The sequence below is a fragment of the Agrobacterium sp. DKPNP3 genome, from assembly GCF_052686535.1.
On record NZ_JBQYSN010000050.1, the window covers coordinates 1 to 21769 of the forward strand.

A 21769-nucleotide genomic window follows, 5' to 3' on the forward strand; every position below is an offset into this window, starting at 1 on the left:
ATGGCAAAGGTCAAGAGCCGCAGGGGCGTTCAAGGCCTCACGGCCGGCTTTTCTGTTCGCAGAAACGGACGCGGTTGCCGAAAGGGTCGGTCACCTCCATCACGTCGCCCCATGGCAATTCTTCGACACCCGGCTTCATGAAGCGATAATCCTTCGCCGCCAGTTCGCTCTGAAAGGCGTGAACGCCGTGCATGGTGACGAAGATGTTCGAGCCCGGTGTCGCATCGCCATGATGGCCGCTCAGATGAAGGCCCATTCCAGCCCGGGAAACCTGCATATAAAGCGGGAAATTCTCACCGAAGCGATGTTCCCAATCCACGGCGAAGCCAAGAAAATCGATATAGAACTCGCGCGCCTTCGCCTCGTCGAATATCCTGACGATCGGGAACATCTTCTCGAACCCGATATCTCCCTCCAAGCGCGTCCCGGCATCGGTCATGCTGCATCGATCCTTTTCAGGTCCTAAAACGAAACCGGCCGCAACGGGTGCGGCCGGTCAGGATCAGCTTACTCGGCTGCGACGATCTTGCCGTCCTGCCACTTGAACAGCGAGAAGGCCTGCGAGGTCAGGTCGCCGCTTTCACCATAGGTGACCTTGCCGATGGCGGTCGGGAAAGCTTCGCCGCTCTTCAGAACCTTGGCGACCGCTTCGGAATCCTTGGCGTCGCCTGCCTTTTCGATACCCGCCTTGAGGACTTCGACGGCAGCGTATGCATTGAGCGTGAAGGCTTCCGCCGGAATGTTGGCGGCCTTCAGGGCTTCTGCGGCGCTCTTGGAATCATCGTTCTTCAGGGCGTCGGAGGCGTTGGTGAAGATCGTGCCTTCGCCGGCCTGCGAACCAATGTTCCAGAATTCGCTGTTCGACAGGCCGTCACCGCCGATAATGGCAGCCTTGGCACCGACATCCTTGAGCTGGCGCGCCAGAAGACCCGCTTCCGGGTGGTAACCGCCAAAATAGACGATATCGACATTTTCAGACTTCAGACGAGCCGTCAGTGCGCCGAAATCCTTTTCACCGGGTGTCAGGGCATCATAGAGAACCTCGGTGACACCGCCGGCATTCAGCGTTGCCTTGAAGGCATCCGCCAGACCCTTGCCATAGGCGCCCTTGTCATGAATGATCGCGATCTTCTTGTCCTTGAGGTTGGCGAGAACGTATTTCGCTGCAACCTCGGCCTGCTGGTCGTCACGACCGCAGGTGCGGAAGACATTCGACAGGCCGCGGTTGGTCAGGCCCGGCGCAGTTGCCGTCGGCGTCACCATCAGCACACCGTTTTCGGCAAAGACGTCCGACGCCGGAATGGCGACGCCCGATGTTACCGGACCAACGACGAAATGGATCCCTTCGGCAACCAGCTGGTTGGCTGCGGAAACGCCCTGCTTCGGCTCGCCGCCATCATCGGCAAGCTTCAACACGACCTGTTCGCCGAGGATGCCGCCCTTTTTGTTGATTTCATTGACTGCCGTCTGGGCGCCATTCTTGACCTGGTCGCCATAGGCAGCGACGGGGCCGGTGAGCGGCGCAATCAGGCCGATGACGATCTCGGCATGGGCAAGCGGTGCGAATGCGAAGGACGCGGCGAGCGTCACGCTGGTCAATGTCTTCAGTTTCATCCTGGTGTCTCCTTGGAAATGGGGGCCTCGCCCCGATGAGCGCCATGGGCGTCGACCGAATGAAGCTATCGGACGCCTCCGGCGAAAACCCGTTCCATGTTTGAATTCCGAGCCTTCCACTCAACTCATACGGAAGGTTTGATGCCTTATGCAAGTCACCTTTGCTGGATTAGCTCCATTAGCGGTAATTCCTTCACCGGATCGACAGCAATTGTCTCATGTCTGCACATTCGACCGTTCGCAAACGCTTGGCCTTTTGCCGCTGCTGGAGGATAATATGCCATGACTACAGCAGATGAAGAATTTCTGGCGGGCTTGCCCGTCTTCCGGCATTTCGAAGACGTGGCAGACCCTGCGCTTTATCGCGCCCTGCCGCCGGGATGGGCGCTGGCCATCGCCGATATCATCGATTCGACGGCGGCGATCGGCACCGGTCGCTACAAGGCGGTCAACATGGCTGGCGCAGCGGTCATATCTGCTGTCTCGAACAGTCTTGAACGTCACGATCTGCCCTTCGTTTTCGGCGGCGATGGCGCAGCCGTTGCCGTGCCGCCGCGGAGCCTGAGTGTCGCCCGCACCGCGCTCTCCAACGTGCAGCGCTGGGTAAAGGACGATCTCGACCTGGCGATGCGCGTCGCGCTCGTTCCCATCGAGGATATTCGCGACAATGGTTTCGACATCCGTGTCGCCCGTTTCCAGGCGAGCGACGACGTCTCCTACGCCATGTTTTCGGGTGGCGGCAACAGCTGGGCGGAAGCCCGGATGAAGGAGGGGCAATACGCGCTCGCCGCAGCCGACGCAGGTGCGCGCCCAAACCTGACAGGACTGTCCTGTCGCTGGAATCCCATCCCGGCATCCCATGGCAAGGTGGTGTCGGTCATCGCCGTGCCGGGACCGTCGCAGGACATGCCGGCATTCCGCCAGCTGGTCATCGATCTCGTCGATCTCGCCGAGCAGGACAGCAGACACGGCCACCCGGTGCCGGAAGACGGACCGAAACTCGGTTTCGTGGGCGAAGGTCTCGGCCTGGAAGCCCGCGCCGGTGCTGCGCATCAGGATTTATGGGGCAGGACGCGTCGCGCGATGCGGGTTCTCGGCGAGAGCCTTCTCGTCAACATCCTCGGGCTCACCAAACTGTCGCTCGGGCGGTTCAACGCCGCCAATTACCGGCGTTCGGTCGCCAGCAACACGGATTTCCGAAAGTTCGATGACGGTTTGAAGATGACCGTCGATATCGATGCCACGCGGCTTGAAAAAATACGCTCCCGGCTGGAACATGGGCGTCTGTCGGGAAGCTGCTATTACGGTCTGCACGAGCAGGATGCCGCGCTGATGACCTGTATCGTGCCCTCTCCGCTTTCCCGGGACCACATGCATTTCGTCGATGGCGCCGATGGCGGTTATGCGGCTGCGGCAAACCATCTCAAACAACAGATGCAGTCTGCGATGCTTCAGGCGCGCCCGGTTTGACCGCAAACGTCGCAAGCTCTATTTCTCTTCGTTTACCGGGTGACCCCGGCGCAAATCCCGTCACAGTGCCTCTTGCGAAACGCTCTGCCGGCGCCAAGCAAACAAAGCCACGACACCGCTACGCTCCATCCCTGGCCCTTTTGCGCCCGACAACACGCAAAAAAGAAAACCGGCGCGATGCGCCGGTTTCAGTCAAGTCCTGCTTCCGACCCATCAAAAGGCCGTTGGCTCAGGCAGCAGTCTTGCTGCTCTTCTGCGTCTGGCAATAAATATCCTCAAGCGAGGCGAGGATTTTTTTGACGGATTCGGAATTGCTGGAATAATAGATGGTCTGCGCATCCCGTCTTGTCTTTACCAGTCGCTGGGCACGCAATTTTGAAAGATGCTGCGAGAGAGCGGACTGGCTGAGACCAACCTGGGAAGCGAGAACACCAACTGGCACTTCCGTATCCACCAGCGTGCACAAGATCATCAAACGCTTGGGATTCGCCATGGCTGACAGCAGGTCTGCAGCGGCGATGCTATGTTCCGAAAGAGATTGGTTATCCATACGCTCAAGTCTCCTGATGACAGCCAAAAACGACGGTCATGGTGGCTATTATAGGTGTTCCAAATGGAGTTTTTATAATTCGTTCAACAACTTGTATATACCTAAATCTTGCTTATATCGTGGCCTTTCCAAAGAATATTGTTCATCGACTATCTAGTTAAGATACGTCGATTAAATTATAGGATTTTTGCCAGATTTTTCGAAAAAACATAATAAAAAACGCATTAGTAACACTATTCACAAGAAATAAACGATCATAACTTGATCATTGCAGTCATTACGCTTGACGCCGGATTTCGGCAACGCAATCTATTAACACCTTAAATTTAGTAGCGAACCAAGAATCTTGCTTAACATTGCGCAATTTTCTCCAAGTTTGCAATATGATTTTTATTCGTAATTATTTTAATGCATAACTTATGATATCAAAAATAGTCTTTCCCGCCACTGAAACGTTTAAATTGGCGCCCCTGAAGATTTCGTCCAAATAAAAAGGGCCTCCAAAGCGGAGGCCCTTTTTAGACTTCGAGACGGCGAATCACTATTTTTTGCGGTGGCGCGTCAGCCCCGCCACGACCTCGTCGGCCGAAATGGTGCCCACGATCGCGCCATTATCGACGACGCCAATCGCGCCGGCGTGTTTTGAAAGCGCATCGAGAATATCGATAAGCGGTGACGAGGGAAGAGCCGTGGCCGCCACGGAGAGGTTCCCGTTCCGCTCGTCCACACCGCGTTTCATCACGTCGGCGGCTGTCAGCATGGAGATCGGGTTCATGTTCTGCACGAAATCCGCGACATAGGGGGTGGCGGGCTCCCTGACGATCTGCTGCGGCGTTCCGCACTGGATGATGCGTCCGCCCTCCATCATGGCGATACGGTTGCCGATGCGGAAGGCTTCGTCCAGATCGTGACTGACGAACAAAATGGTCTTCTTCAGCCGGCTCTGGAATTCCAGAAGCTCGTCCTGCAGACGGCTTCTGATGAGGGGATCGAGCGCCGAGAACGGCTCGTCCATCAACAGGATCGGCGCTCCGGTGGCAAAGGCTCTCGCCAGCCCCACACGCTGCTGCATGCCGCCGGAGAGTTCGCCCACCTTCCGGTCAGCCCAGGCGGAAAGGTTCACCAGTTCCAGCTGCTCCGCCACCATGCGTTTGCGCTCTGCTTCCGGTACGCCGGAAAGCTCCAGCCCGAAGCCGACATTGTCGGCGACATTGCGCCAGGGCAAGAGGCCGAATTGCTGGAAGACCATCGAAACCGTGTGCATGCGCAGGTCACGCAGCGCCTTTGCCGACGACCTGTATGGATCGACAAAGCCCGACTTGGTCTTCACACCCACATTGCCGCGCACGACGGGCGCAAGCCCGTTGACGGCCCGCAGAAGGGTCGACTTGCCCGAACCGGAAAGCCCCATGAGCACAAGTATCTCGCCCTCGCTGACGCTCAGCGAGGCATTGGCGACACCGAGAACCAGACCGGTCTCGACATTGATCTCGTCGCGTGTGCTGCCCCTGTCGATCAGCGGCAGCGCCGCCTCGGGCCGGTCGCCGAAAACAATATCGACATTACCAAAGATGATCGCGTCACTCATAGGTCATCCTCCGCGCCGGGAAGCCGGAAAAGTCGGTCGAGCACAATCGCCAGCACAACGATGCAAAGTCCCGCCTCAAAGCCCATGGCGATGTTAACGGTGTTCAGCGCGCGCACGACGGGCACACCAAGACCATTGGCGCCGACGAGGGCGGAAATGACCACCATCGACAGCGACAGCATGATCGTCTGGGTGAGGCCGGCCATGATCTGCGGCGCAGCGAAAGGAAGTTCCACCTTGCGCAGCACCTGCGAGGGTGTAGCGCCGAAGGCCACGGCGGCCTCGACCAGTGCCGGCGGCGTCGAGATGATGCCGAGGCGGGTAAGGCGAACGGGAGCCGGAATGGCGAAGATGACGGTGGCGATCAGCCCCGGCACCATGCCGAGGCCGAACAAAACCAGTGCGGGAATGAGATAAACGAAGGTCGGAATGGTCTGCATCAGATCCAGAACCGGGCGCATGCCGGCATAGATCCACTTGCGCCGCGCCGCCAGAATGCCGAGCGGCACGCCGATGATCATACAGACAGCGCTGGCAGCGATAACGAGCGCCAGCGTCTCCGTGGTCGCCTTCCAGTAGCCGAGGTTGATGATCAGCAGCATGCCGAGCGCCGTGAAGATCGGCATGCCGACCGAACGGCGCGTCCAGGCCGAAAGCGCCGTCAGGATAGCGACGATGATGAGCGGATGCGGCGCTTGGAGCACATAGAGCAGCGCGTTGATGACGCTTTGGAAAATGAAGGAAAGCCAGTCGAAAAAAAATGCGAGATTGCCGGTCAGCCAGTCGATGGCCTCCTTGGCATATCTGCCGACGGGCAGGCGGTTTTCAGGAGCGCTGAGCCATTCCACGGTAAGAAAAGACCTTTCGTGAACTAAAACAATTCCGGCAGAATGCGTTGTGTTTCTGCCTTGGGAATTGCGCAGACAACAAAATACGGAGCGTCGTCATCCAGTTGCCCGGATTGCTCCAATCGAGAAAAAGACGACCGGCAACGGGACTGCCGGACGCGGCACTGGCGCATGACTGTCCATGTCTGAAATTTTACAGGCAAGGGCACGCATGGGCATCGTTATTCCCATTGATCCGGCCTGACGGGCAGGCCGGATACAGTCACGCATAATCTTGCGGCTTAAAGGCCGAGAGCCTTCTTGACGGCAGGCAGGGCATCGGCACTGCCATCCTTGGTCTTGACGTTGGCAAGCCACGGCTCGATTGCAGTCGGGTTGGCCTTCAGCCAAGCCGTTGCCGCCGCCTCGCCTTCGAGACCGTCATTCAGGATCTTGCCCATGATCTCGTTTTCCATGGGCAGGGAAAATTGCAGGTTCTTGAGGAGCGTGCCGACATTGGCGCATTCCTCGACATAACCCTTGCGGACATTGGTGTAGATCGTCGCGCCGCCGAAATTCGGGCCGAATACCTCGTCACCGCCGGTCAGATAGGTGAGCTTGAAATTCGTGTTCATCGGATGCGGTTCCCAGCCGAGGAAGACAATCGGCTCGCCGGCCTTGTCGGCACGCGCGACCTGCGCCAGCATGCCCTGCTCGGACGATTCCACGACTTGGAAATCCTTGAGCCCGAACGTGTCCTTGGACACCATGTCGAGGATCAGGCGGTTGCCGTCATTGCCGGGCTCGATGCCGTAAATCTTGCCATCGAGTTCAGCGCTGTGGGCGGCGATATCCTTGAAATCCTTGATGCCGAGTTCGGCGCCCTTGGCATTGGTCGCCAGCGTGTATTTGGCGCCGGTCAGATTTTCACGCAGCACCTCGACCGATTTGTCGGCGCGGTAGGGCGCGAGATCGCCTTCCATGGTGGGCATCCAGTTGCCCAGGAAGACGTCGATATTGTTGTTTTTCAACGACGTATAGGTGACGGGCACGGAGAGAAGCTTGACGTCGGTTTCATAACCAAGGCTTTTCAAGAGCACCGTAGCGGTTGCCGTGGTTGCGGTGATGTCGGTCCAGCCCACATCGGAGAAGCGCACTGTACCACAGCTTGCAGGTTCGGCGGCACTGGCCGCACTGAACGTCATGGAGGAGATTGCTGCGGCCAGAACCAGACAGCGACGTCTATTTGCAAACATTGTTTGCTCCCTTTTTTTCGTTCCCTCGCCATTATCAATATCTTCCGGCCACAATCAACTCGCGTGCATTTGCGTGCTTTCGGACCTCGTTTGCGACAAAATCGTGAAAATGTCGGCATTTCGCGCCGTTATGTCGAAAAGCGGATGACCGCAGAAATCTGTGTGTTTCGAGCGGCCATACTGTTCAATCCACTTCATCGCCTCCAAAAGACGCTGAAGCGGAATCAGCATATTTGGCGCGTACCAGTGAAAAGCGCGACGGTGTCCGGAGAGTGGATGATGGCAAAACTCTATTTCAATTATTCGACGATGAATGCCGGCAAATCGACCATGCTGCTGCAGGCGTCCTACAATTATCAGGAGCGCGGCATGCGCACGCTGATTTTCACCGCAGCTTTCGATCACCGCGCTGGCGTCGGCCGTGTGGCCTCGCGAATCGGCCTCTCCTCCCCCGCCCTCACCTTTGACGAAAACACCGATCTGTTCGCCGAGGTGTCGGCGCTCCATTCCGAAGCGCCCGTCGCCTGCGTCTTCATTGATGAGGCAAATTTTCTCTCCGAACACCACGTCTGGCAGCTTGCCGACATTGCCGACCGGCTGAATATTCCGGTCATGACCTATGGCCTGCGCACGGATTTTCAGGGAAAACTTTTTCCGGCCTCGAAAGAACTGCTCGCCATCGCCGACGAACTCCGCGAAATCCGCACCATCTGCCATTGCGGCCGCAAGGCGACGATGGTCGCCCGCTTCGACAATGAAGGAAAGGTCGTTACGGAAGGCGCGCAGATCGAGGTCGGCGGTAACGAGAAATACGTATCCTTCTGCCGCCGCCATTGGGTGGAGACGGTGAACGGCGGCTAACAGTCTGCGTCGCGTTGCCGCATTTGATTTTTCGCAAAGATCGCTCCCCCGCGCTTCGCTAGAACGGCAGCGACACATCCCAGCTGGATGTGCTTTCGCTCAGGAGCAAGATAATGCTGAACAGAACTTCCAGATTTGCAAGCGTCGCTGTCGTCGCGTGCCTTTTCGCGCTTCCCGCGCTTTCTGCTGAAATCGAGGTGAAGATGCTGAACAAGGGCAGCGACGGGCAGGCGATGGTTTTCGAGCCCGCGACCGTCAAGGCCGCCGTTGGCGACGTCATCACCTTCGTCCCGGTCGACAAGGGTCATGATGCGGCAGCCGTCAAGGAGATGCTCCCGGAAGGTGTCGCCGATTTCAAGGGCAAGATGAACGAAGCCGTGACGGTCACCGTCGAGAAGGAAGGCGCTTACGTCGTCAAATGCACGCCGCATCTCGGCATGGGCATGGTTGCGCTCGTCGTTGTCGGCGAAGGGACGCCGGCCAATCTGGACGCCGTCAAGAACGGCAAGTTGCCAAAAAAGGCCCGCGACCGGCTGAACGACGAAATCGCCAAGCTTGGCCTCTGAGCTCCTCCGCCTGCATCCGTGACGCTCCGCTTCTTCGCCTGCGGTGAGATGGCGCGGCATCCGTCACGGACCGCAGGTTGAGAAAAGTTTCGCAACCATGTTGTATCGAGATTGACCGGGACATATCTGGAAGCGGTCATGCGGTTTGCGCCAGGCGCCAAACGCTTGAAAACGGAACAGCTGTTCCAGCATCCAGCCAGCTGGCAGAGGAGACTATGACGACATGATCGACCGGATCACCGCGCTCATTCAGGCAGGCTTCAGCGCCATCGGCAAAGCCGCCGGTCTGCTCGTCGCCTGGCTCCTGTGGCCATTCATGGCCGCCCATGGCTGGTACAGCGGTCGAAACTGGCTGATCAAGGGGCCGATCGCCCTCATCGTCATCCTGCTGGCCGGCTTTTACGGTTACTTTGTCTGGCAGACCCAGGTCTGGACAAATTTCGATCCGGACTATGTCGCCCGTTACAAGCTTGAGGAACGCACCGTGCCGCCCGGGCAGGAACTGCCCGCCGTAACGCCGACCGCGCCGGCCGGTGCAACCGGTGTTGCCGCAAACACCTCCGCCCCGGTCTGCCAGCGCTCGGCCATTGTCGATGCTGCCGCTGACCTGACGGACTTCAACGTCAATCAGAACGCCTGGATTTCCTCCATGCTGCTCTATCGTCTCGGCCTCTTCGGCATGGACTGGGACAGCACGCCCTTTCTCGACAACAAGGCGTCGTTCCAGCGCGGCGTGAACCAGGCCGTGCGCCGCACTGCCGTGGAGCTGGTGGACACGCTTGGCCGCGTGCGCGGCACGTCGGGCATCAACAACAATCTCCAGGAAGCGCGTGGAAACATGCAATTCAGCGAATATTCCTGGTATTTCGGCCTCGATCCTTTCGGCCCCAAGACACCGACGCCCAGCTATTATCGGGCCGCCATCCGCAGCTTCCAGGCGTTCAACGGCGAACTCGTCGCCTGCAAGGCCGTCTTCGATACCCGCGCCGACAACCTCATCCAGTTCATCGACCGTATCGCAGGCGATATCGGCTCCACATCCGCCATTCTGCGTGAGCGTTCGGAGAACTACAATGGCGGCTGGTTCGACACCCGAGCCGATGACCGCTTCTGGTTCGCTTATGGCCAGCTCTACGGGTATTACGGCGTTCTCTCCGCCGCCGGATCGGATTTCGCGCAGGTCATCCGCGAGCGTAACCTCACCAACCTCTGGAACGATACGTTGTCGCAAACCCGCGCGGCGCTGCGCATCCAGCCGGCGATCATTTCCAATGGTGAAGAAAGCGGCTGGATCATGCCGTCGCATCTCGCGACAATGGGCTTTTACGTGTTGAGAGTTCGCTCCAACCTCGTTGAACTGCGCTCTGTCCTCGACCGATAGACCCTTGGTCCCCAAGCCAGAGTCGCAGGGTGCACCGGTTAGTTGATCAACCGCAGGCGTATGGCCTTTGCGACAAGCTGCGCGCGGTTGACGCAATCCAGCTTGCGGATGGCGTTGTTCATGTAGGCATTGACCGTGTGCTCGGAGATCGAGAAGAGGTCGGCGATCTCGACAGACGTCTTTCCCTGGGCTGTCCAGCGAACCACGTCCAGCTCGCGTTTCGTCAGCGGCGATCGCCCCTTGGCGCCGCCCTGACAAAGGTCGTCATAAACCTGCAGCGCGTGCAGCGCGATCATGCTCAGTTCATTCAGGCACGCCTGGGGCAACACGTCCCGGTCGCCCGCGAAGTTCATGAGATGACGGGTGCCCGACATGTCGTGCACCGGCAGCATGACACCGGATGTCATGCCCATGGCTTTCAGGGCGTCCGAGGCCTCCAGTAACGACGGACTGGCAAGGGCGGGATCTTCCAGCGACCAATATTGCGGCATCATCGACGATGCTCCCCGCTTGATGACAAGACAGTCGCCGAGGGCGCCGTTTTGCGTCATCGCATTGACGACCGCGATCGGCAGGCTGCTTTCAATGATCGTCGGCAGGGAAAACGAATTTTGCCCGCCTGGCAGCCGGATCAGCGTGACATAGGCATAACCGAAGGCGCGCATTACCTCCTGCAGGGCTTCCAGCCATTTTATCTTGTCGGCTGTCGCTGAAAGTTCCTGGCACAACCGCGCCTGTCGCTCTGTCGTCACCATTCGCGCACACCCGTCCGGCCGGCTTCAGTGACCGGACAAAACAGATTTGCAATGGGGGTGAGCAGGGACAGCAGCGTCATCTCGGCAGGTTTGCTTACAAAGCCGGTTTTTCGGGTTTATTTTTTGGCTTGGCCATCAGCTTTTCCAGAAAGCCAAGCATGACCGCCGAGACGACAAAAGCCAGATGGATGATGGTAAACCACATCAGCTTGCTGTCTGTATATTGATTGGCGTTCAGGAAGATTTGCAGCAGGTGGATCGAAGAGATCGCGACAATAGACGAGGCGACCTTGATCTTCAGGCTGCCGGCATCGAGCTTGCCTAGAAACGAAACCTCGGCATCGGCATCATCGAAGCGGCTGACGAAATTCTCATAACCTGAAATCATCACCATGACGATGAGGCTAGCAACCAGCGCCGCATCGATCAGGCCAAGCATGGCAAGGATCATGTCCGCTTCGTCATAGTTGAAAACGTTCTTGGCGACCTTCAGAAACTTGAGCACGAACGAAAACGCGTAAACCGCGAGCGCCGCGACAAGTCCGAGATAAAACACCACGAGCAGCCAGCGGCTGGAGAGAATGATCCGCTCGACGAGCAGTTCAAGAGACTTCATTTCCGTATCCGATTGAGAAACTGTTATTGTCGCGACATGTTTAGACTGGCTGCAAATCACCTAGCAAGCAGCAATGTCGGGACTTTGACCGCACTGTGTTCTTTTCGGCGCGGCTCGCCATTTTTGTCGCAGCCGACAAACGTCATATTTTTGCAACACTGCCCGTCGACGTAAAACATGATGCAAAAAGTCATATATAATATGTTGACTCTTATCGTCATGTTTTTTAGTCCTCGCTTATCGGCTTGCCCGTAACACGTCAGACCAGATCCAGCCGCGCTTGAGTGCGGTGCGCTTTCGCGCGCCCTCACCCATCTGCGCGCAGCATACCCGGGGGTATTCAATGTCCATCTCACGCACGCAGTCCGCGCTGCTCCTGTGCACCGCCATGTCTCTTCTGCCACTCGCCAGCCCGGCCACCGCACAGGATGCCGCCACACAGGCGGACGGCACGACGACGCTCGAAAAGATCGTCGTCAAGGGCAAACGCGTCAAACCGGGCAACGCGCCCGCGGATACCCCACTAGCAAGCCAGACCACCGCAGAAGACATCCGCAAGAAAGACATCGGCAGCATCCGGGATCTCGGAAACACCACGGAACCGGGCGTCGACTACGTTGACGCCAAACCGGGCAGGCCCGGCGGCTTGTTCATCCGCGGGCTGGGCGGCGCTCGGGTCATCACTTTGATTGACAATATTCCCGTCCCCTATTTCAACAATTTCGCCCGTCAGGGCCAGGCTACAACAACCCTCAGCGATACAAGTTCGAGCTTCGATTTTTCGTCTCTTTCGACCGTTGACGTGGTGCGCGGCGCCGATTCCAGCCGCATCGGTTCCGGTGCCCTTGGCGGTGCGCTGGTGCTGCGCACGCTTGATCCGGAGGACCTCATCAGCGAAGGCCGTGACTGGGGCGGTGTTGCCAAGACCACCTATGACAGCGAGGACAGAAGCATCGGCGGATCGCTCGCCGTTGCCAAGAAGATCGACAATACGTCGGTCCTGTTTCAGGGCTCATACAAGCGCGGCAACGAGACCGATAATAAGGGCACGGCCGATATCTACGGCACACGCCGTACCAAGCCAAACCCCGCCGACACCTATGAAAGCAACCTGATGTTCAAGATCCGGCAGGATCTGGAGGGTGGCCACAGCATCGGCCTGACCGCCGAGCGTTATTCGCTGCGAAACCGCAGCGACATGAAGACATTGCAGGGCGTCAGCGTCTCCGGCTCCACCTACCGCATCGGCGACTACCGAGGTTACGAGGATACCGAGCGTGACCGCGTATCGCTCGACTACGAATACGAGGCGCCTTCGACCGACGGTGTGGTCGATGCCGCCAATCTCTCGCTCTACTGGACGCGTCTTTCCAAGGAATCCGGCGCCGGCGACCGCCTGACCAACAATTCGCTCTATATTCGCGAAGACAGCATGCGCAACAGCGCCTTCGGCATCGTCGGCGGCCTGGAATCCGGGTTTGAACTTGGCGGCGTGCAGCACACCGTTCGTTTTGGCGGCAACGCCATGACGACCGATTTCAGCCAGGAGCTTTTCGCCAACACGGCCGGCTCGACCTCCTCGTCGCAATCGGACATGCCAGACGTGAACGGCAAGAGCCTCGGCCTTTATATCGATGACGAAATCGCCTTTGGCAACGGCTTCCGCCTGACGCCCGGCCTGCGCTTCGATTCCTACGATTACGATCCCGATGGCTCCGTATCCAGCAACAGCGGCTACCGAACCTTCGGCCTGCCGAGCGGCAATAGCGGCTCGCGCTTCTCGCCGAAGCTTCTTGCCACCTATGACGTCACGCCCGAACTACAGCTTTTCGCACAATGGTCGATGGCCTATCGCGCCCCGACAATCAACGAACTGTATCTGAACTTCTCCAACGTCAGCTCCGGTTACGCTGTTGTCGGTAACTCTGCCCTCAATCCCGAGACCAGCAACGGCTTCGAGATCGGCGCGAACTACGCCTCCGGCGACCTGACGGGGAGCCTGACGCTGTTCCACAACAAGTATAAAGACTTCATCGAGCAATATACGACGTCGACGACGCTTTTCCCCGGCTTCGGCGGCAGGGGTAACGGCTCGCTCTTCACCTATCGCAACCGCAACAACGTCGAAATCTCCGGCGTCGAAGCCAAGGTGCGCAAGGAACTCGCAAATGGCTTCTTCGCGCATGCCTCGCTTGCCTATGCCTATGGCAAGGACACGGATACCAACGAGTTCATCCGCACGGTCGCGCCATTCAAGTCCGTCCTCGGGGTCGGTTATGCGCAGGATGTCTGGGGCACGGAGTTCACCGGCATCTTCTCCTCCGGCATGCGGGACGACAAGGTAGCCAACACCTTCGACGCGCCCGGCTACGGCGTCTTCAACCTGACCGGCTGGTGGGAGCCGGAACAGACCAAGGGCCTGCGCATTCAGGCGGGTGTCTACAACCTGTTCGACAGGAAATACTGGAATGGTGTTGGCGTCCGAGACGTGAACCCGAATTCGGTCAGCACCGTTAATCAGCCAGTCGATTTCTACACGGAACCAGGCCGCACCTTCAAAATCTCCCTGACCCAGAAGTTCTAAATCCGGGGCGGAAGCATCATCTCCAGTTGGGCGGCCTTCGGGCCGCCCCTTTTTTGTCAGCGGCAATAGAGATAGCCGCCCTTTCGCTCCAGCACGTCGAGATGCAGGTGATCCTGATGCGTGGCATCGCTGCCGGGGGACAGAACCGTGCGGAAGAACAGGCAGGCGGCGGCGGTGATGGTGCGCTGGAACGCACCTTCCGGCGTGCCATCCTCGCCGCGCGGTTTCATCACCAGCGGTTCGCCTTTGTCGAAAGCGATCGTGGAAATATCCACGGCATTGCCCTTGGCATGTTCGGAAATCTTGCCGTTTTCCGCACTGTTGCGGTTGCGGCAGATATAGGTCGAGGCATTGGCAATCGCCGTCACCTTTTTTTCCGGCATGGCGATCGCAGCCGCCGGCAGCATTATTTCCTTTGTCCAGCGAGAAAGAGCAAGGGCTGTCTCGCAGCGCATGGTGCCGGCGGGCTCAAGCTTGATGCCTGGCAGAACGACCGAAAGCTCGACGGGCGATTCGATGCCGCATCCCTGTTCCTCGTCGCGGATGGGCTCAAGCGTTTTGAACTCCGCGCCGATCTCCTTCAACGCGCCAAGGCATGCCTGGAGTGCGGCCGGGTCCTCAGGCTTTACCGGTTCCGGTATTTTTTCATCGGGTTTGGCCGCCTCGTCAGCGGGTTTCTGCTGCCCTCCGCCATCGTCCCGCCGGCTCTGAGGGGCGGCTTCATCGATCTTTTTGTCAACGGGCGTTTTCTCAACGGGCGTTTTCTCGCCATCCGGTTTCTGCTCGGAACCTGTCGGTTTTACTGCGGGCTTCTGCTCCGCGTCAGGCTCAGGCTTCGGTACAGGTTTCGGCGCTTCCGCCGGATTTTGCGACGTCCCGTCGGCTGGCTTTTCCGAAGGCGTGGCGGCCTGCCCCTCGCCCGGTTTCGGCTGTGGCACCGGCACCTGCGCCGGCGGTTCGGAAGCGGAAATCAATGCCAGGCTGGCAACCAGAAGACACAGGCGATGAAGCATTTTTCGGGGCACTCCTGACCATTTCGGCAGGGAAGCAACGCGGCGGCGGCCCGTAAGGTTCATTCATCCGGCGAAATCCGCTTGCCAAGGCGGATCGTGCACGCTAACAATTTTCCCATGAATATCGTGTCTAAGAACATTGCTAACTGGTGGTGGAGCAGCTTTACGCGGCCTTGACCAGTCATGTCTTCAGACAAAGTCCAAGCCGCCCGAATTTTCAGGCGGCTTTTTTGTTATTTTGCCGCCTGTCATCGGGCCTGAACAACAGGAAGTACGAAAGAAATGGTAACGATCATTCAGGATGACGGAGCGGAAACCTACGAGACGAAAGGCGGCATCAAGGTCAGCCGCAAGCGTCGCGCCGCCGATTATGCCAATGCCATCGACAACTATGTCGAAAAGCTCGATTCCCATCGCGGCGCGGTTTTTTCGTCCAACTACGAATATCCGGGCCGTTACACCCGTTGGGATACAGCCATCATCGATCCGCCCCTCGGCATTTCCTGTTTTGGCCGTAAAATGTGGATCGAGGCTTATAATGGCCGTGGCGAAGTGCTGCTCGATTTCATTATCGAAAAGCTGAAGGCGACGCCCGACCTTACCCTTGGCGCCTCCTCGAGCCGCCGTCTTGATCTCACCGTCAACGACCCGGACCGCGTCTTTACCGAAGAAGAGCGCTCGAAAATCCCAACGGTCTTTACCGCTCTCAGAGCTATCGTCGATCTCTTCCATTCCAGCGCGGATTCGGCGATCGGCCTGTTCGGCGCATTCGGGTACGATCTCGCCTTCCAGTTCGACGCCATCAAGCTGTCGCTGGCGCGCCCGGAAGACCAGCGCGACATGGTGCTCTACCTGCCCGATGAAATTCTCGTCGTTGACCACTATTCCGCCAAGGCCTGGATCGACCGCTACGATTTCGAAAAGGGCGGTGTGACGACGGACGGCAAGTCTTCCGAGATTGCCCCCGAGCCCTTCAAGACCACCGACACGATCCCGCCCAAGGGCGATCATCGTCCCGGCGAATATTCCGAACTTGTCGTGAAGGCCAAGGAAAGCTTCCGTCGCGGCGATCTGTTCGAGGTCGTTCCCGGCCAGAAATTCATGGAACGCTGCGAAAGCAACCCGTCGGCGATTTCGCGCCGCCTGAAGGCGATCAACCCCTCGCCCTATTCCTTCTTCATCAATCTCGGCCATCAGGAATATCTGGTCGGCGCTTCGCCGGAAATGTTCGTGCGCGTCTCCGGCCGCCGCATCGAGACCTGCCCGATCTCAGGCACCATCAAGCGCGGTGACGATCCGATTGCCGATAGCGAGCAGATCCTGAAGCTGCTCAACTCGAAGAAGGACGAATCAGAGCTCACCATGTGCTCGGATGTCGACCGTAACGACAAGAGCCGCGTCTGCGAGCCGGGCTCGGTGAAGGTCATCGGCCGCCGCCAGATCGAGATGTATTCGCGCCTCATCCACACAGTGGACCATATCGAAGGCCGCCTGCGTGACGACATGGATGCCTTCGACGGCTTCCTCAGCCACGCCTGGGCTGTCACGGTCACCGGTGCGCCGAAGCTGTGGGCCATGCGTTTCATCGAAGGCCATGAAAAGAGCCCGCGCGCCTGGTATGGCGGTGCGATCGGCATGGTCGGCTTCAACGGCGACATGAATACCGGTCTGACGCTGCGCACCATCCGCATCAAGGACGGCATCGCCGAAGTGCGCGCCGGCGCGACCCTGCTCAACGATTCCAATCCGCAGGAAGAAGAAGCCGAAACCGAACTGAAGGCGTCCGCCATGATCGCCGCCATCCGTGACGCGAAAGCGACCAACGCCGCTGCCACCAAGCGTGATGCCGCCAAGGTCGGCACCGGCGTCAAAATTCTGCTCGTCGATCACGAAGACAGCTTCGTGCACACGCTGGCGAATTATTTCCGCCAGACGGGCGCAACGGTCTCGACCGTTAGAACACCTGTCGCAGCTGAAGTCTTCGATCGGTTCCAGCCGGATCTCGTCGTTCTCTCCCCCGGACCGGGCAACCCGACGGATTTCGACTGCAAGGCCACGATCAAGGCCGCCCGCGCGCGTGAGCTGCCGATCTTCGGCGTCTGCCTCGGCCTTCAGGCTTTGGCGGAGGCCTATGGCGGCGAGTTGCGCCAGCTTGCGGTGCCGATGCACGGTAAGCCCTCCCGCATTCGCGTGCTGGAACCCGGCCTCGTCTTCTCCGGCCTCGGCAAGGAAGTCACCGTTGGCCGTTATCACTCGATCTTCGCCGATCCCACCACCCTGCCGCGTGATTTCATCATTACCGCGGAAAGCGAGGACGGCACGATCATGGGTATCGAACACGCCAAGGAACCCGTTGCCGCCGTTCAGTTCCACCCGGAATCGATCATGACGCTCGGCCAGGACGCCGGCATGCGGATGATCGAGAATGTGGTGGTGCATCTGACCCGCAAGGCGAAGACGAAAGCGGCATGATAACGGCTGCCGACGTCATCAGCATCGAGCCGATCCGCGCAGAACACATTGAGAGCTTTCATCATGCGCTTGATGCGGTGTCGCGCGAACGCAAATATCTGAGCTTCCTGGAGGCGCCGCCGCTCGAAGCGGTGCGCGCCTTCGTTCTCGACATGATCGAAAACGACCATCCGCAATTCGTCGCGATTGCGGATGGCAAAGTGATCGGCTGGTGCGATATCCGCCGCCATGACAGGGCAACCCGCGCCCATTGCGGCACACTCGGCATGGGCATCCTGCCTGCCTATCGCGACAAGGGACTGGGCGCGCGGTTGATGCGGCGGACACTCGATGCTGCCCGCAAATTCGGGCTGCATCGTGTGGAACTGAGCGTGCATGCGGACAACGCCAGAGCGATTGCGCTTTATGAAAAGATCGGTTTTGTGCAGGAAGGGCGAGCGCGCGACGCCGTCCTGATTGACGGGCGTCACATTGACAGCCTCAACATGGCGATCATCTTCGGTTGACGGGCTGACCGCGCCTTAGCCACGCGGAAGCGAGGCGGAAATGCACAGTGCGAATTTCTTCAGAAGCTGTATGTCAAAATGTCCATCGCGCCGTAGCATCCAGGTCAGCGCATCATTCGCGGTCCATGGCTTCTTATAGGGTCTGACCGAGGTGACGGCATCATAGACGTCGCAAATTGCCGCAATGCGCGCGTATAGGCTGATCTCACCGCCGGCACGACCGCTGGGATAACCGCCGCCATCGATCCGCTCGTGATGATTAAAGCAGACATCAAGCACCATTTCGGGCATCTGCCCGTCACGCGACAGGATATCGCGCCCGAATACGGGGTGGAGATTGATGATCTCACGCTCCTCGATGGAGAGCCCCTCTGTCTTGTTCAGAATGGATGAGGGGATTTCGACCTTGCCTATATCGTGGAGCAAGCCGCAAACACCGAGCAGGTTGACCGTTTCCTTGTTCAGCCCCAGATAATTACTAAAGAGGATCATGAGGCCGCTGACGGAAACCGAATGCACGAAGGTCGTTTCATCCTTCGACTTCAGCCGCGTGACGCCGATAAAGACGGCCGGGTTGGCCTGAATGGCGTTGGAAATCTTTCCCGCCGCCGCCGTCATTCCCTCGAAGGAAACACAACCGCCACCTCCGGCAACCGAAAATGTCTCAGCGATCGAATCCGCGGCCGAGCGCACCACCTGAGTGACGGCTGCAACCATCAACGGAGACGGATTCGTCTGCAACATGCCGGCATTCGCCGGGTCGTGGCTGGCACCGACATCGCTACCCTTGGCGGTATTGATGACGATGCTTTCCGCTCCGCTTTTTTTCAGTTGCAGCACAGCCTCCTCGCGCTGCAAAAGAAAGCGGTGCTTCCGCGCAATTTGATTGTTCGAAACCGTCCCCTCGACGGCTTCGATAAACATGCCCACAGCCAATTGCTGGGTTGAAATTCGTTTCAACATCAGACTCTTTTATTTTCCTTCCCGGGAATGTTACGGTCAAACCGAAATTCGCAAGAACCCGACCGAACCGCCGTCCCTCGAAGCATAAAGCCTTCGCCCTCCCGGCTTTGCTTCAGTATGCGACACTATAAATAAGATAACACGAATATGAAAATTTTTTACTATCACTATATTTAAAAGCGACAAAAAGATGAAGAAAAAAGCTGGCAACCACCTCAGAATGTAAATGAGAGAACATATCGCATGCAAACAATACCAGGAGTCGAAGAAAAGGCCATGAGTTCCCAGTTAGAAACGCGCATCGACCAGGGTACTGGCCGAGTGCCGGCAGAGTTGGTTCTCAAGGGCGGTCGCTTTTTCGACCTCGTGACCGGAGAGCTGGTCGCCTCGGACGTTGCTATTTGCGGGGATACCGTCGTTGGCACCTGTGGAGACTATAAAGGCATCCGCGAAATAGACATTTCCGGAAAAATCGTTGTTCCGGGTTTCATCGATACTCATCTGCATATCGAATCCTCGCTCGTCACGCCGCATGAATTCGACCGTTGCGTGCTGCCCTATGGTGTCACTACAGCGATCTGCGACCCGCATGAGATTGCCAATGTGCTGGGCGCGGAAGGGCTTCAGTTCTTCCTCGACAGCGCCATGGAAACCATCATGGACATCCGCGTGCAACTGTCCTCCTGCGTGCCCGCCACCCATCTGGAAACATCAGGCGCCGATCTACCGATAGAAAAGCTGCTGCCGTTCCGAAATCACCCGAAGGTCATCGGGCTTGCCGAATTCATGAATTTCCCCGGCGTCATCCACAAGGATCCGGTGTGCATGGCCAAGCTTGAGGCCTTTCAGGGCCAGCATATCGATGGCCACGCCCCGCTTCTGTCGGGAACGGCGCTCAACGGTTATCTCGCCGCCGGCATCCGCACGGAACACGAATGCACGAGCGCCCCGGAGGCGCTGGAGAAAATCCGCAAGGGCATGCATATTCTGGTGCGCGAAGGCTCGGTCTCGAAAGACCTGCACGCGCTGATGCCCATCATCACCGAACGCCTGTCGCCCTATCTGGCGCTCTGCACGGATGACCGCAACCCGCTCGATATCGCCGAACAGGGCCATCTCGACTATATGGTCCGCACGGCGATCGCCAGCGGCGTGGAACCGCTCGCCATCTATCGCGCCGCCTCGATTTCCGCTGCGAAAGCCTTTGGCCTGCGTGATCGCGGTCTTGTCGCGCCGGGCTGGCGCGCCGATCTCGTGGTCATCGACAGCCTGCAAAACTGCAAGGCGAGCATGGTGCTCTCCGGCGGACGCGTCGTCGATGACGCCCTCTTTGCCACCCGCAAGCCCGTCGCGCCCGTGGGTCTCGACAGCGTCAAGTCAAGGCCGGTGCTGGCGGCCCATTTCGGCGTGCCCGTCACGGAGGGTGAAAGCCCCGTCATGGGCGTGCTTCCCGGCAAGATCATCACCGAACATCGGCGCTACAAGCTGCCGACCGACGGCAACCAGACCACGGTCGACCTTGAGAACGACATCATCAAGGTCGCCGTCATTGAGCGTCACGGCAAGAACGGCAACCACGCCAACGGTTTCGTTCAGGGCTTTGGCCTGAAGAAGGGCGCAATCGCCTCCACCGTCGGTCACGACAGCCACAATATCTGCGTCGTCGGCGTGAGCGAAGACGACATGGCGCTCGCCGCCAACCGGCTCGGAGACATCAAGGGCGGTTTCGTTGTGGTCGAAGACGGACGGGTGACCGGCGAAATCGCGCTTCCCGTTGCAGGGCTCATGAGCCTCGAACCTTACGAAACGGTACGCGATACCTTGCACACCCTGCGCAAGGCCGCCTATGCGCTCGGCACCGCGCTGGAAGAACCCTTCCTGCAGGTGGCTTTCCTCCCCCTGCCCGTCATCCCGCATCTGAAGATTTCCGATAAGGGCATGGTGGATGTCGACCGGTTTGCGTTGATCTGACAGAGAGATTTCGGACCAAAGTCCGTTGAGCGCAGCGTCCGCGCCTTCAGGCACGGATCGCGTTCTCAGGCCTTGGATTCCGACGGCCATGTGACATAATAATACCGGTCTGCAACCTTGCCGAAGTACGCATTGCTGCCCGTTGTTTTGTCGACATAGCTGCCATTTTTGCCCTTGGACAGGGTCCCGTCGTCACTGCGCTTGAGATGGCCGTTGAGGAAGTCGACCCAATCGGTTTTGCCAATGTCCGTCGCGGCCGTCGACTTCGTGCCTTTCTGGCCAGGATCCCACGCATTGACCGCTTTGCCTTTCGTAGGATCGGAAACCCTCAATTGTCCGGTCGAGAGGGCATCCACCATCGACCGTGCGCGCAGATATTGCTCCGGATCATCCCCTGACGCGGAAAGCTTTGCTTTCAGAGACTGCATGAAATCAGACGACGTCATGTCATCAGTGGGAAAATTGGGCGCGGCGGCAGCACTCTGGGCGCTTTGCGCGCTTCGAGCCGACTGGGAGGTTCGCGAAGCCTGCGACGTTTGCGAGGATGCAGATGATGCACGAACGGACGACTGCCCGGCAGAAAAGGTGTCGCGGATCGATGACGGCTGTCTCGCCGGCTGCGTTTTGGCGCGCGAAGAACGCGAATTGCCGCCGGAGGACTGGTTCAAACTCTTGAATGAAACAGGCATAACAATATCCCCTGCATCGCCTTGCAGTTGCAAACATGAAACACTTGACGTGAGAAATATTAGCGCCCGAAACTTATGCAAGACTGG

Annotated in this window: 19 protein-coding genes; 8 read left to right on the top strand and 11 right to left on the bottom strand. The window is 58.5% G+C overall.

Features of this window, described 5'->3' with window-relative positions; all coding sequences use genetic code 11:
* Positions 1–37: 37 nt before the first annotated feature.
* Positions 38–439 carry a glyoxalase superfamily protein gene (locus tag ACUTJJ_RS14720; RefSeq protein ID WP_287170741.1) on the bottom strand — a complete coding sequence of 134 codons (402 nt, stop codon included), beginning with the start codon at positions 437–439 and terminating at the stop codon, positions 38–40.
* A 68-nt stretch (positions 440–507) separates the two neighbouring features.
* The gene (locus ACUTJJ_RS14725; protein WP_063950717.1) at positions 508–1614 is read right to left on the bottom strand and encodes a branched-chain amino acid ABC transporter substrate-binding protein; all 1107 of its coding nucleotides are present in this window, start codon (positions 1612–1614) and stop codon (positions 508–510) included.
* Between the two features lie 282 nt (positions 1615–1896).
* Here ACUTJJ_RS14725 and ACUTJJ_RS14730 point away from each other — a divergent pair, with 282 nt between their 5' ends.
* Positions 1897–3084 carry a DUF3095 domain-containing protein gene (locus tag ACUTJJ_RS14730; protein WP_445542625.1) on the top strand — a complete coding sequence of 396 codons (1188 nt, stop codon included), beginning with the start codon at positions 1897–1899 and terminating at the stop codon, positions 3082–3084.
* Positions 3085–3313: 229 nt separating this feature from the next.
* Here the strand turns inward: ACUTJJ_RS14730 and ACUTJJ_RS14735 are convergent, their stop codons facing one another.
* The 4 genes from ACUTJJ_RS14735 to ACUTJJ_RS14750 form a co-directional block, all read right to left on the bottom strand.
* Positions 3314–3634: an ArsR/SmtB family transcription factor gene (locus ACUTJJ_RS14735; RefSeq protein WP_063950719.1), complete on the bottom strand. Its 321-nt coding sequence runs from the start codon at positions 3632–3634 to the stop codon at positions 3314–3316.
* Positions 3635–4175: 541 nt separating this feature from the next.
* Positions 4176–5222 carry a choline ABC transporter ATP-binding protein gene (choV, locus tag ACUTJJ_RS14740; protein ID WP_063950720.1) on the bottom strand — a complete coding sequence of 349 codons (1047 nt, stop codon included), beginning with the start codon at positions 5220–5222 and terminating at the stop codon, positions 4176–4178.
* Positions 5219–6070 (bottom strand): choline ABC transporter permease subunit, encoded by an 852-nt coding sequence (gene choW, locus ACUTJJ_RS14745; protein ID WP_063950721.1) that lies wholly within the window; start codon positions 6068–6070, stop codon positions 5219–5221. The genes choV and choW overlap by 4 nt, the downstream gene beginning before the upstream one ends.
* Positions 6071–6351: 281 nt before the next feature.
* Positions 6352–7254 (bottom strand): choline ABC transporter substrate-binding protein, encoded by a 903-nt coding sequence (locus ACUTJJ_RS14750; protein WP_419188633.1) that lies wholly within the window; start codon positions 7252–7254, stop codon positions 6352–6354.
* A 330-nt stretch (positions 7255–7584) separates the two neighbouring features.
* Between ACUTJJ_RS14750 and ACUTJJ_RS14755 the strand changes: the two genes are divergently transcribed.
* From ACUTJJ_RS14755 to ACUTJJ_RS14765, 3 genes are all read left to right on the top strand, one after another.
* Positions 7585–8166, top strand: a complete 582-nt coding sequence (locus tag ACUTJJ_RS14755) for a thymidine kinase (RefSeq protein ID WP_063950810.1) — start codon at positions 7585–7587, stop codon at positions 8164–8166.
* Between the two features lie 113 nt (positions 8167–8279).
* Positions 8280–8732 (top strand): pseudoazurin, encoded by a 453-nt coding sequence (locus tag ACUTJJ_RS14760; protein ID WP_063950723.1) that lies wholly within the window; start codon positions 8280–8282, stop codon positions 8730–8732.
* A 223-nt stretch (positions 8733–8955) separates the two neighbouring features.
* A complete protein-coding gene (locus tag ACUTJJ_RS14765) occupies positions 8956–10113 on the top strand; it encodes a DUF2333 family protein (protein ID WP_144577175.1) in 1158 nt (385 codons plus the stop codon).
* 38 nt (positions 10114–10151) lie between these two features.
* Here the strand turns inward: ACUTJJ_RS14765 and ACUTJJ_RS14770 are convergent, their stop codons facing one another.
* Together ACUTJJ_RS14770 and ACUTJJ_RS14775 are read right to left on the bottom strand one after the other, a co-directional pair.
* A complete protein-coding gene (locus tag ACUTJJ_RS14770) occupies positions 10152–10868 on the bottom strand; it encodes a LuxR C-terminal-related transcriptional regulator (protein WP_445542626.1) in 717 nt (238 codons plus the stop codon).
* Between the two features lie 94 nt (positions 10869–10962).
* The gene (locus tag ACUTJJ_RS14775; protein WP_063950726.1) at positions 10963–11484 is read right to left on the bottom strand and encodes a TIGR00645 family protein; all 522 of its coding nucleotides are present in this window, start codon (positions 11482–11484) and stop codon (positions 10963–10965) included.
* Between the two features lie 343 nt (positions 11485–11827).
* On the opposite strand from ACUTJJ_RS14775, the gene ACUTJJ_RS14780 reads away from it, so the two are divergent.
* Complete coding sequence (locus ACUTJJ_RS14780) at positions 11828–14068, top strand: TonB-dependent hemoglobin/transferrin/lactoferrin family receptor (protein ID WP_445542627.1); 2241 nt, start codon at positions 11828–11830, stop codon at positions 14066–14068.
* 56 nt (positions 14069–14124) lie between these two features.
* On the opposite strand, the gene ACUTJJ_RS14785 is transcribed toward ACUTJJ_RS14780, so the two are convergent.
* Positions 14125–15081 (bottom strand): extensin family protein, encoded by a 957-nt coding sequence (locus ACUTJJ_RS14785; RefSeq protein WP_445542628.1) that lies wholly within the window; start codon positions 15079–15081, stop codon positions 14125–14127.
* Positions 15082–15363: 282 nt separating this feature from the next.
* On the opposite strand from ACUTJJ_RS14785, the gene ACUTJJ_RS14790 reads away from it, so the two are divergent.
* Both ACUTJJ_RS14790 and ACUTJJ_RS14795 read left to right on the top strand, forming a co-directional pair.
* Positions 15364–17553 (top strand): anthranilate synthase, encoded by a 2190-nt coding sequence (locus ACUTJJ_RS14790; protein WP_445542629.1) that lies wholly within the window; start codon positions 15364–15366, stop codon positions 17551–17553.
* Complete coding sequence (locus ACUTJJ_RS14795; protein WP_445542630.1) at positions 17550–18059, top strand: GNAT family N-acetyltransferase; 510 nt, start codon at positions 17550–17552, stop codon at positions 18057–18059. The genes ACUTJJ_RS14790 and ACUTJJ_RS14795 overlap by 4 nt, the downstream gene beginning before the upstream one ends.
* A 15-nt stretch (positions 18060–18074) precedes the next feature.
* On the opposite strand, the gene ACUTJJ_RS14800 is transcribed toward ACUTJJ_RS14795, so the two are convergent.
* Complete coding sequence (locus tag ACUTJJ_RS14800) at positions 18075–19022, bottom strand: HD-GYP domain-containing protein (protein ID WP_144577166.1); 948 nt, start codon at positions 19020–19022, stop codon at positions 18075–18077.
* Positions 19023–19298: 276 nt separating this feature from the next.
* Here ACUTJJ_RS14800 and ade point away from each other — a divergent pair, with 276 nt between their 5' ends.
* Positions 19299–20993: an adenine deaminase gene (gene ade, locus ACUTJJ_RS14805; protein WP_445542631.1), complete on the top strand. Its 1695-nt coding sequence runs from the start codon at positions 19299–19301 to the stop codon at positions 20991–20993.
* A gap of 65 nt (positions 20994–21058) precedes the next feature.
* Here the strand turns inward: ade and ACUTJJ_RS14810 are convergent, their stop codons facing one another.
* Positions 21059–21763, bottom strand: a complete 705-nt coding sequence (locus tag ACUTJJ_RS14810) for a hypothetical protein (protein WP_445542632.1) — start codon at positions 21761–21763, stop codon at positions 21059–21061.
* Between the last annotated feature and the right edge of the window lie 6 nt (positions 21764–21769).

Coding starts and splice junctions, on each gene's coding strand:
- ACUTJJ_RS14720 (WP_287170741.1), bottom strand. CDS start 439: ATGACCGATGCCGGGACGCGCTTGGAGGGAGATATCGGGTTCGAGAAG.
- ACUTJJ_RS14725 (WP_063950717.1), bottom strand. CDS start 1,614: ATGAAACTGAAGACATTGACCAGCGTGACGCTCGCCGCGTCCTTCGCA.
- ACUTJJ_RS14730 (WP_445542625.1), top strand. CDS start 1,897: ATGACTACAGCAGATGAAGAATTTCTGGCGGGCTTGCCCGTCTTCCGG.
- ACUTJJ_RS14735 (WP_063950719.1), bottom strand. CDS start 3,634: ATGGATAACCAATCTCTTTCGGAACATAGCATCGCCGCTGCAGACCTG.
- choV (WP_063950720.1), bottom strand. CDS start 5,222: ATGAGTGACGCGATCATCTTTGGTAATGTCGATATTGTTTTCGGCGAC.
- ACUTJJ_RS14750 (WP_419188633.1), bottom strand. CDS start 7,254: ATGACGTTCAGTGCGGCCAGTGCCGCCGAACCTGCAAGCTGTGGTACA.
- ACUTJJ_RS14755 (WP_063950810.1), top strand. CDS start 7,585: ATGGCAAAACTCTATTTCAATTATTCGACGATGAATGCCGGCAAATCG.
- ACUTJJ_RS14760 (WP_063950723.1), top strand. CDS start 8,280: ATGCTGAACAGAACTTCCAGATTTGCAAGCGTCGCTGTCGTCGCGTGC.
- ACUTJJ_RS14765 (WP_144577175.1), top strand. CDS start 8,956: ATGATCGACCGGATCACCGCGCTCATTCAGGCAGGCTTCAGCGCCATC.
- ACUTJJ_RS14770 (WP_445542626.1), bottom strand. CDS start 10,868: ATGGTGACGACAGAGCGACAGGCGCGGTTGTGCCAGGAACTTTCAGCG.
- ACUTJJ_RS14775 (WP_063950726.1), bottom strand. CDS start 11,484: ATGAAGTCTCTTGAACTGCTCGTCGAGCGGATCATTCTCTCCAGCCGC.
- ACUTJJ_RS14780 (WP_445542627.1), top strand. CDS start 11,828: ATGTCCATCTCACGCACGCAGTCCGCGCTGCTCCTGTGCACCGCCATG.
- ACUTJJ_RS14785 (WP_445542628.1), bottom strand. CDS start 15,081: ATGCTTCATCGCCTGTGTCTTCTGGTTGCCAGCCTGGCATTGATTTCC.
- ACUTJJ_RS14790 (WP_445542629.1), top strand. CDS start 15,364: ATGGTAACGATCATTCAGGATGACGGAGCGGAAACCTACGAGACGAAA.
- ACUTJJ_RS14795 (WP_445542630.1), top strand. CDS start 17,550: ATGATAACGGCTGCCGACGTCATCAGCATCGAGCCGATCCGCGCAGAA.
- ACUTJJ_RS14800 (WP_144577166.1), bottom strand. CDS start 19,022: ATGTTGAAACGAATTTCAACCCAGCAATTGGCTGTGGGCATGTTTATC.
- ade (WP_445542631.1), top strand. CDS start 19,299: ATGAGTTCCCAGTTAGAAACGCGCATCGACCAGGGTACTGGCCGAGTG.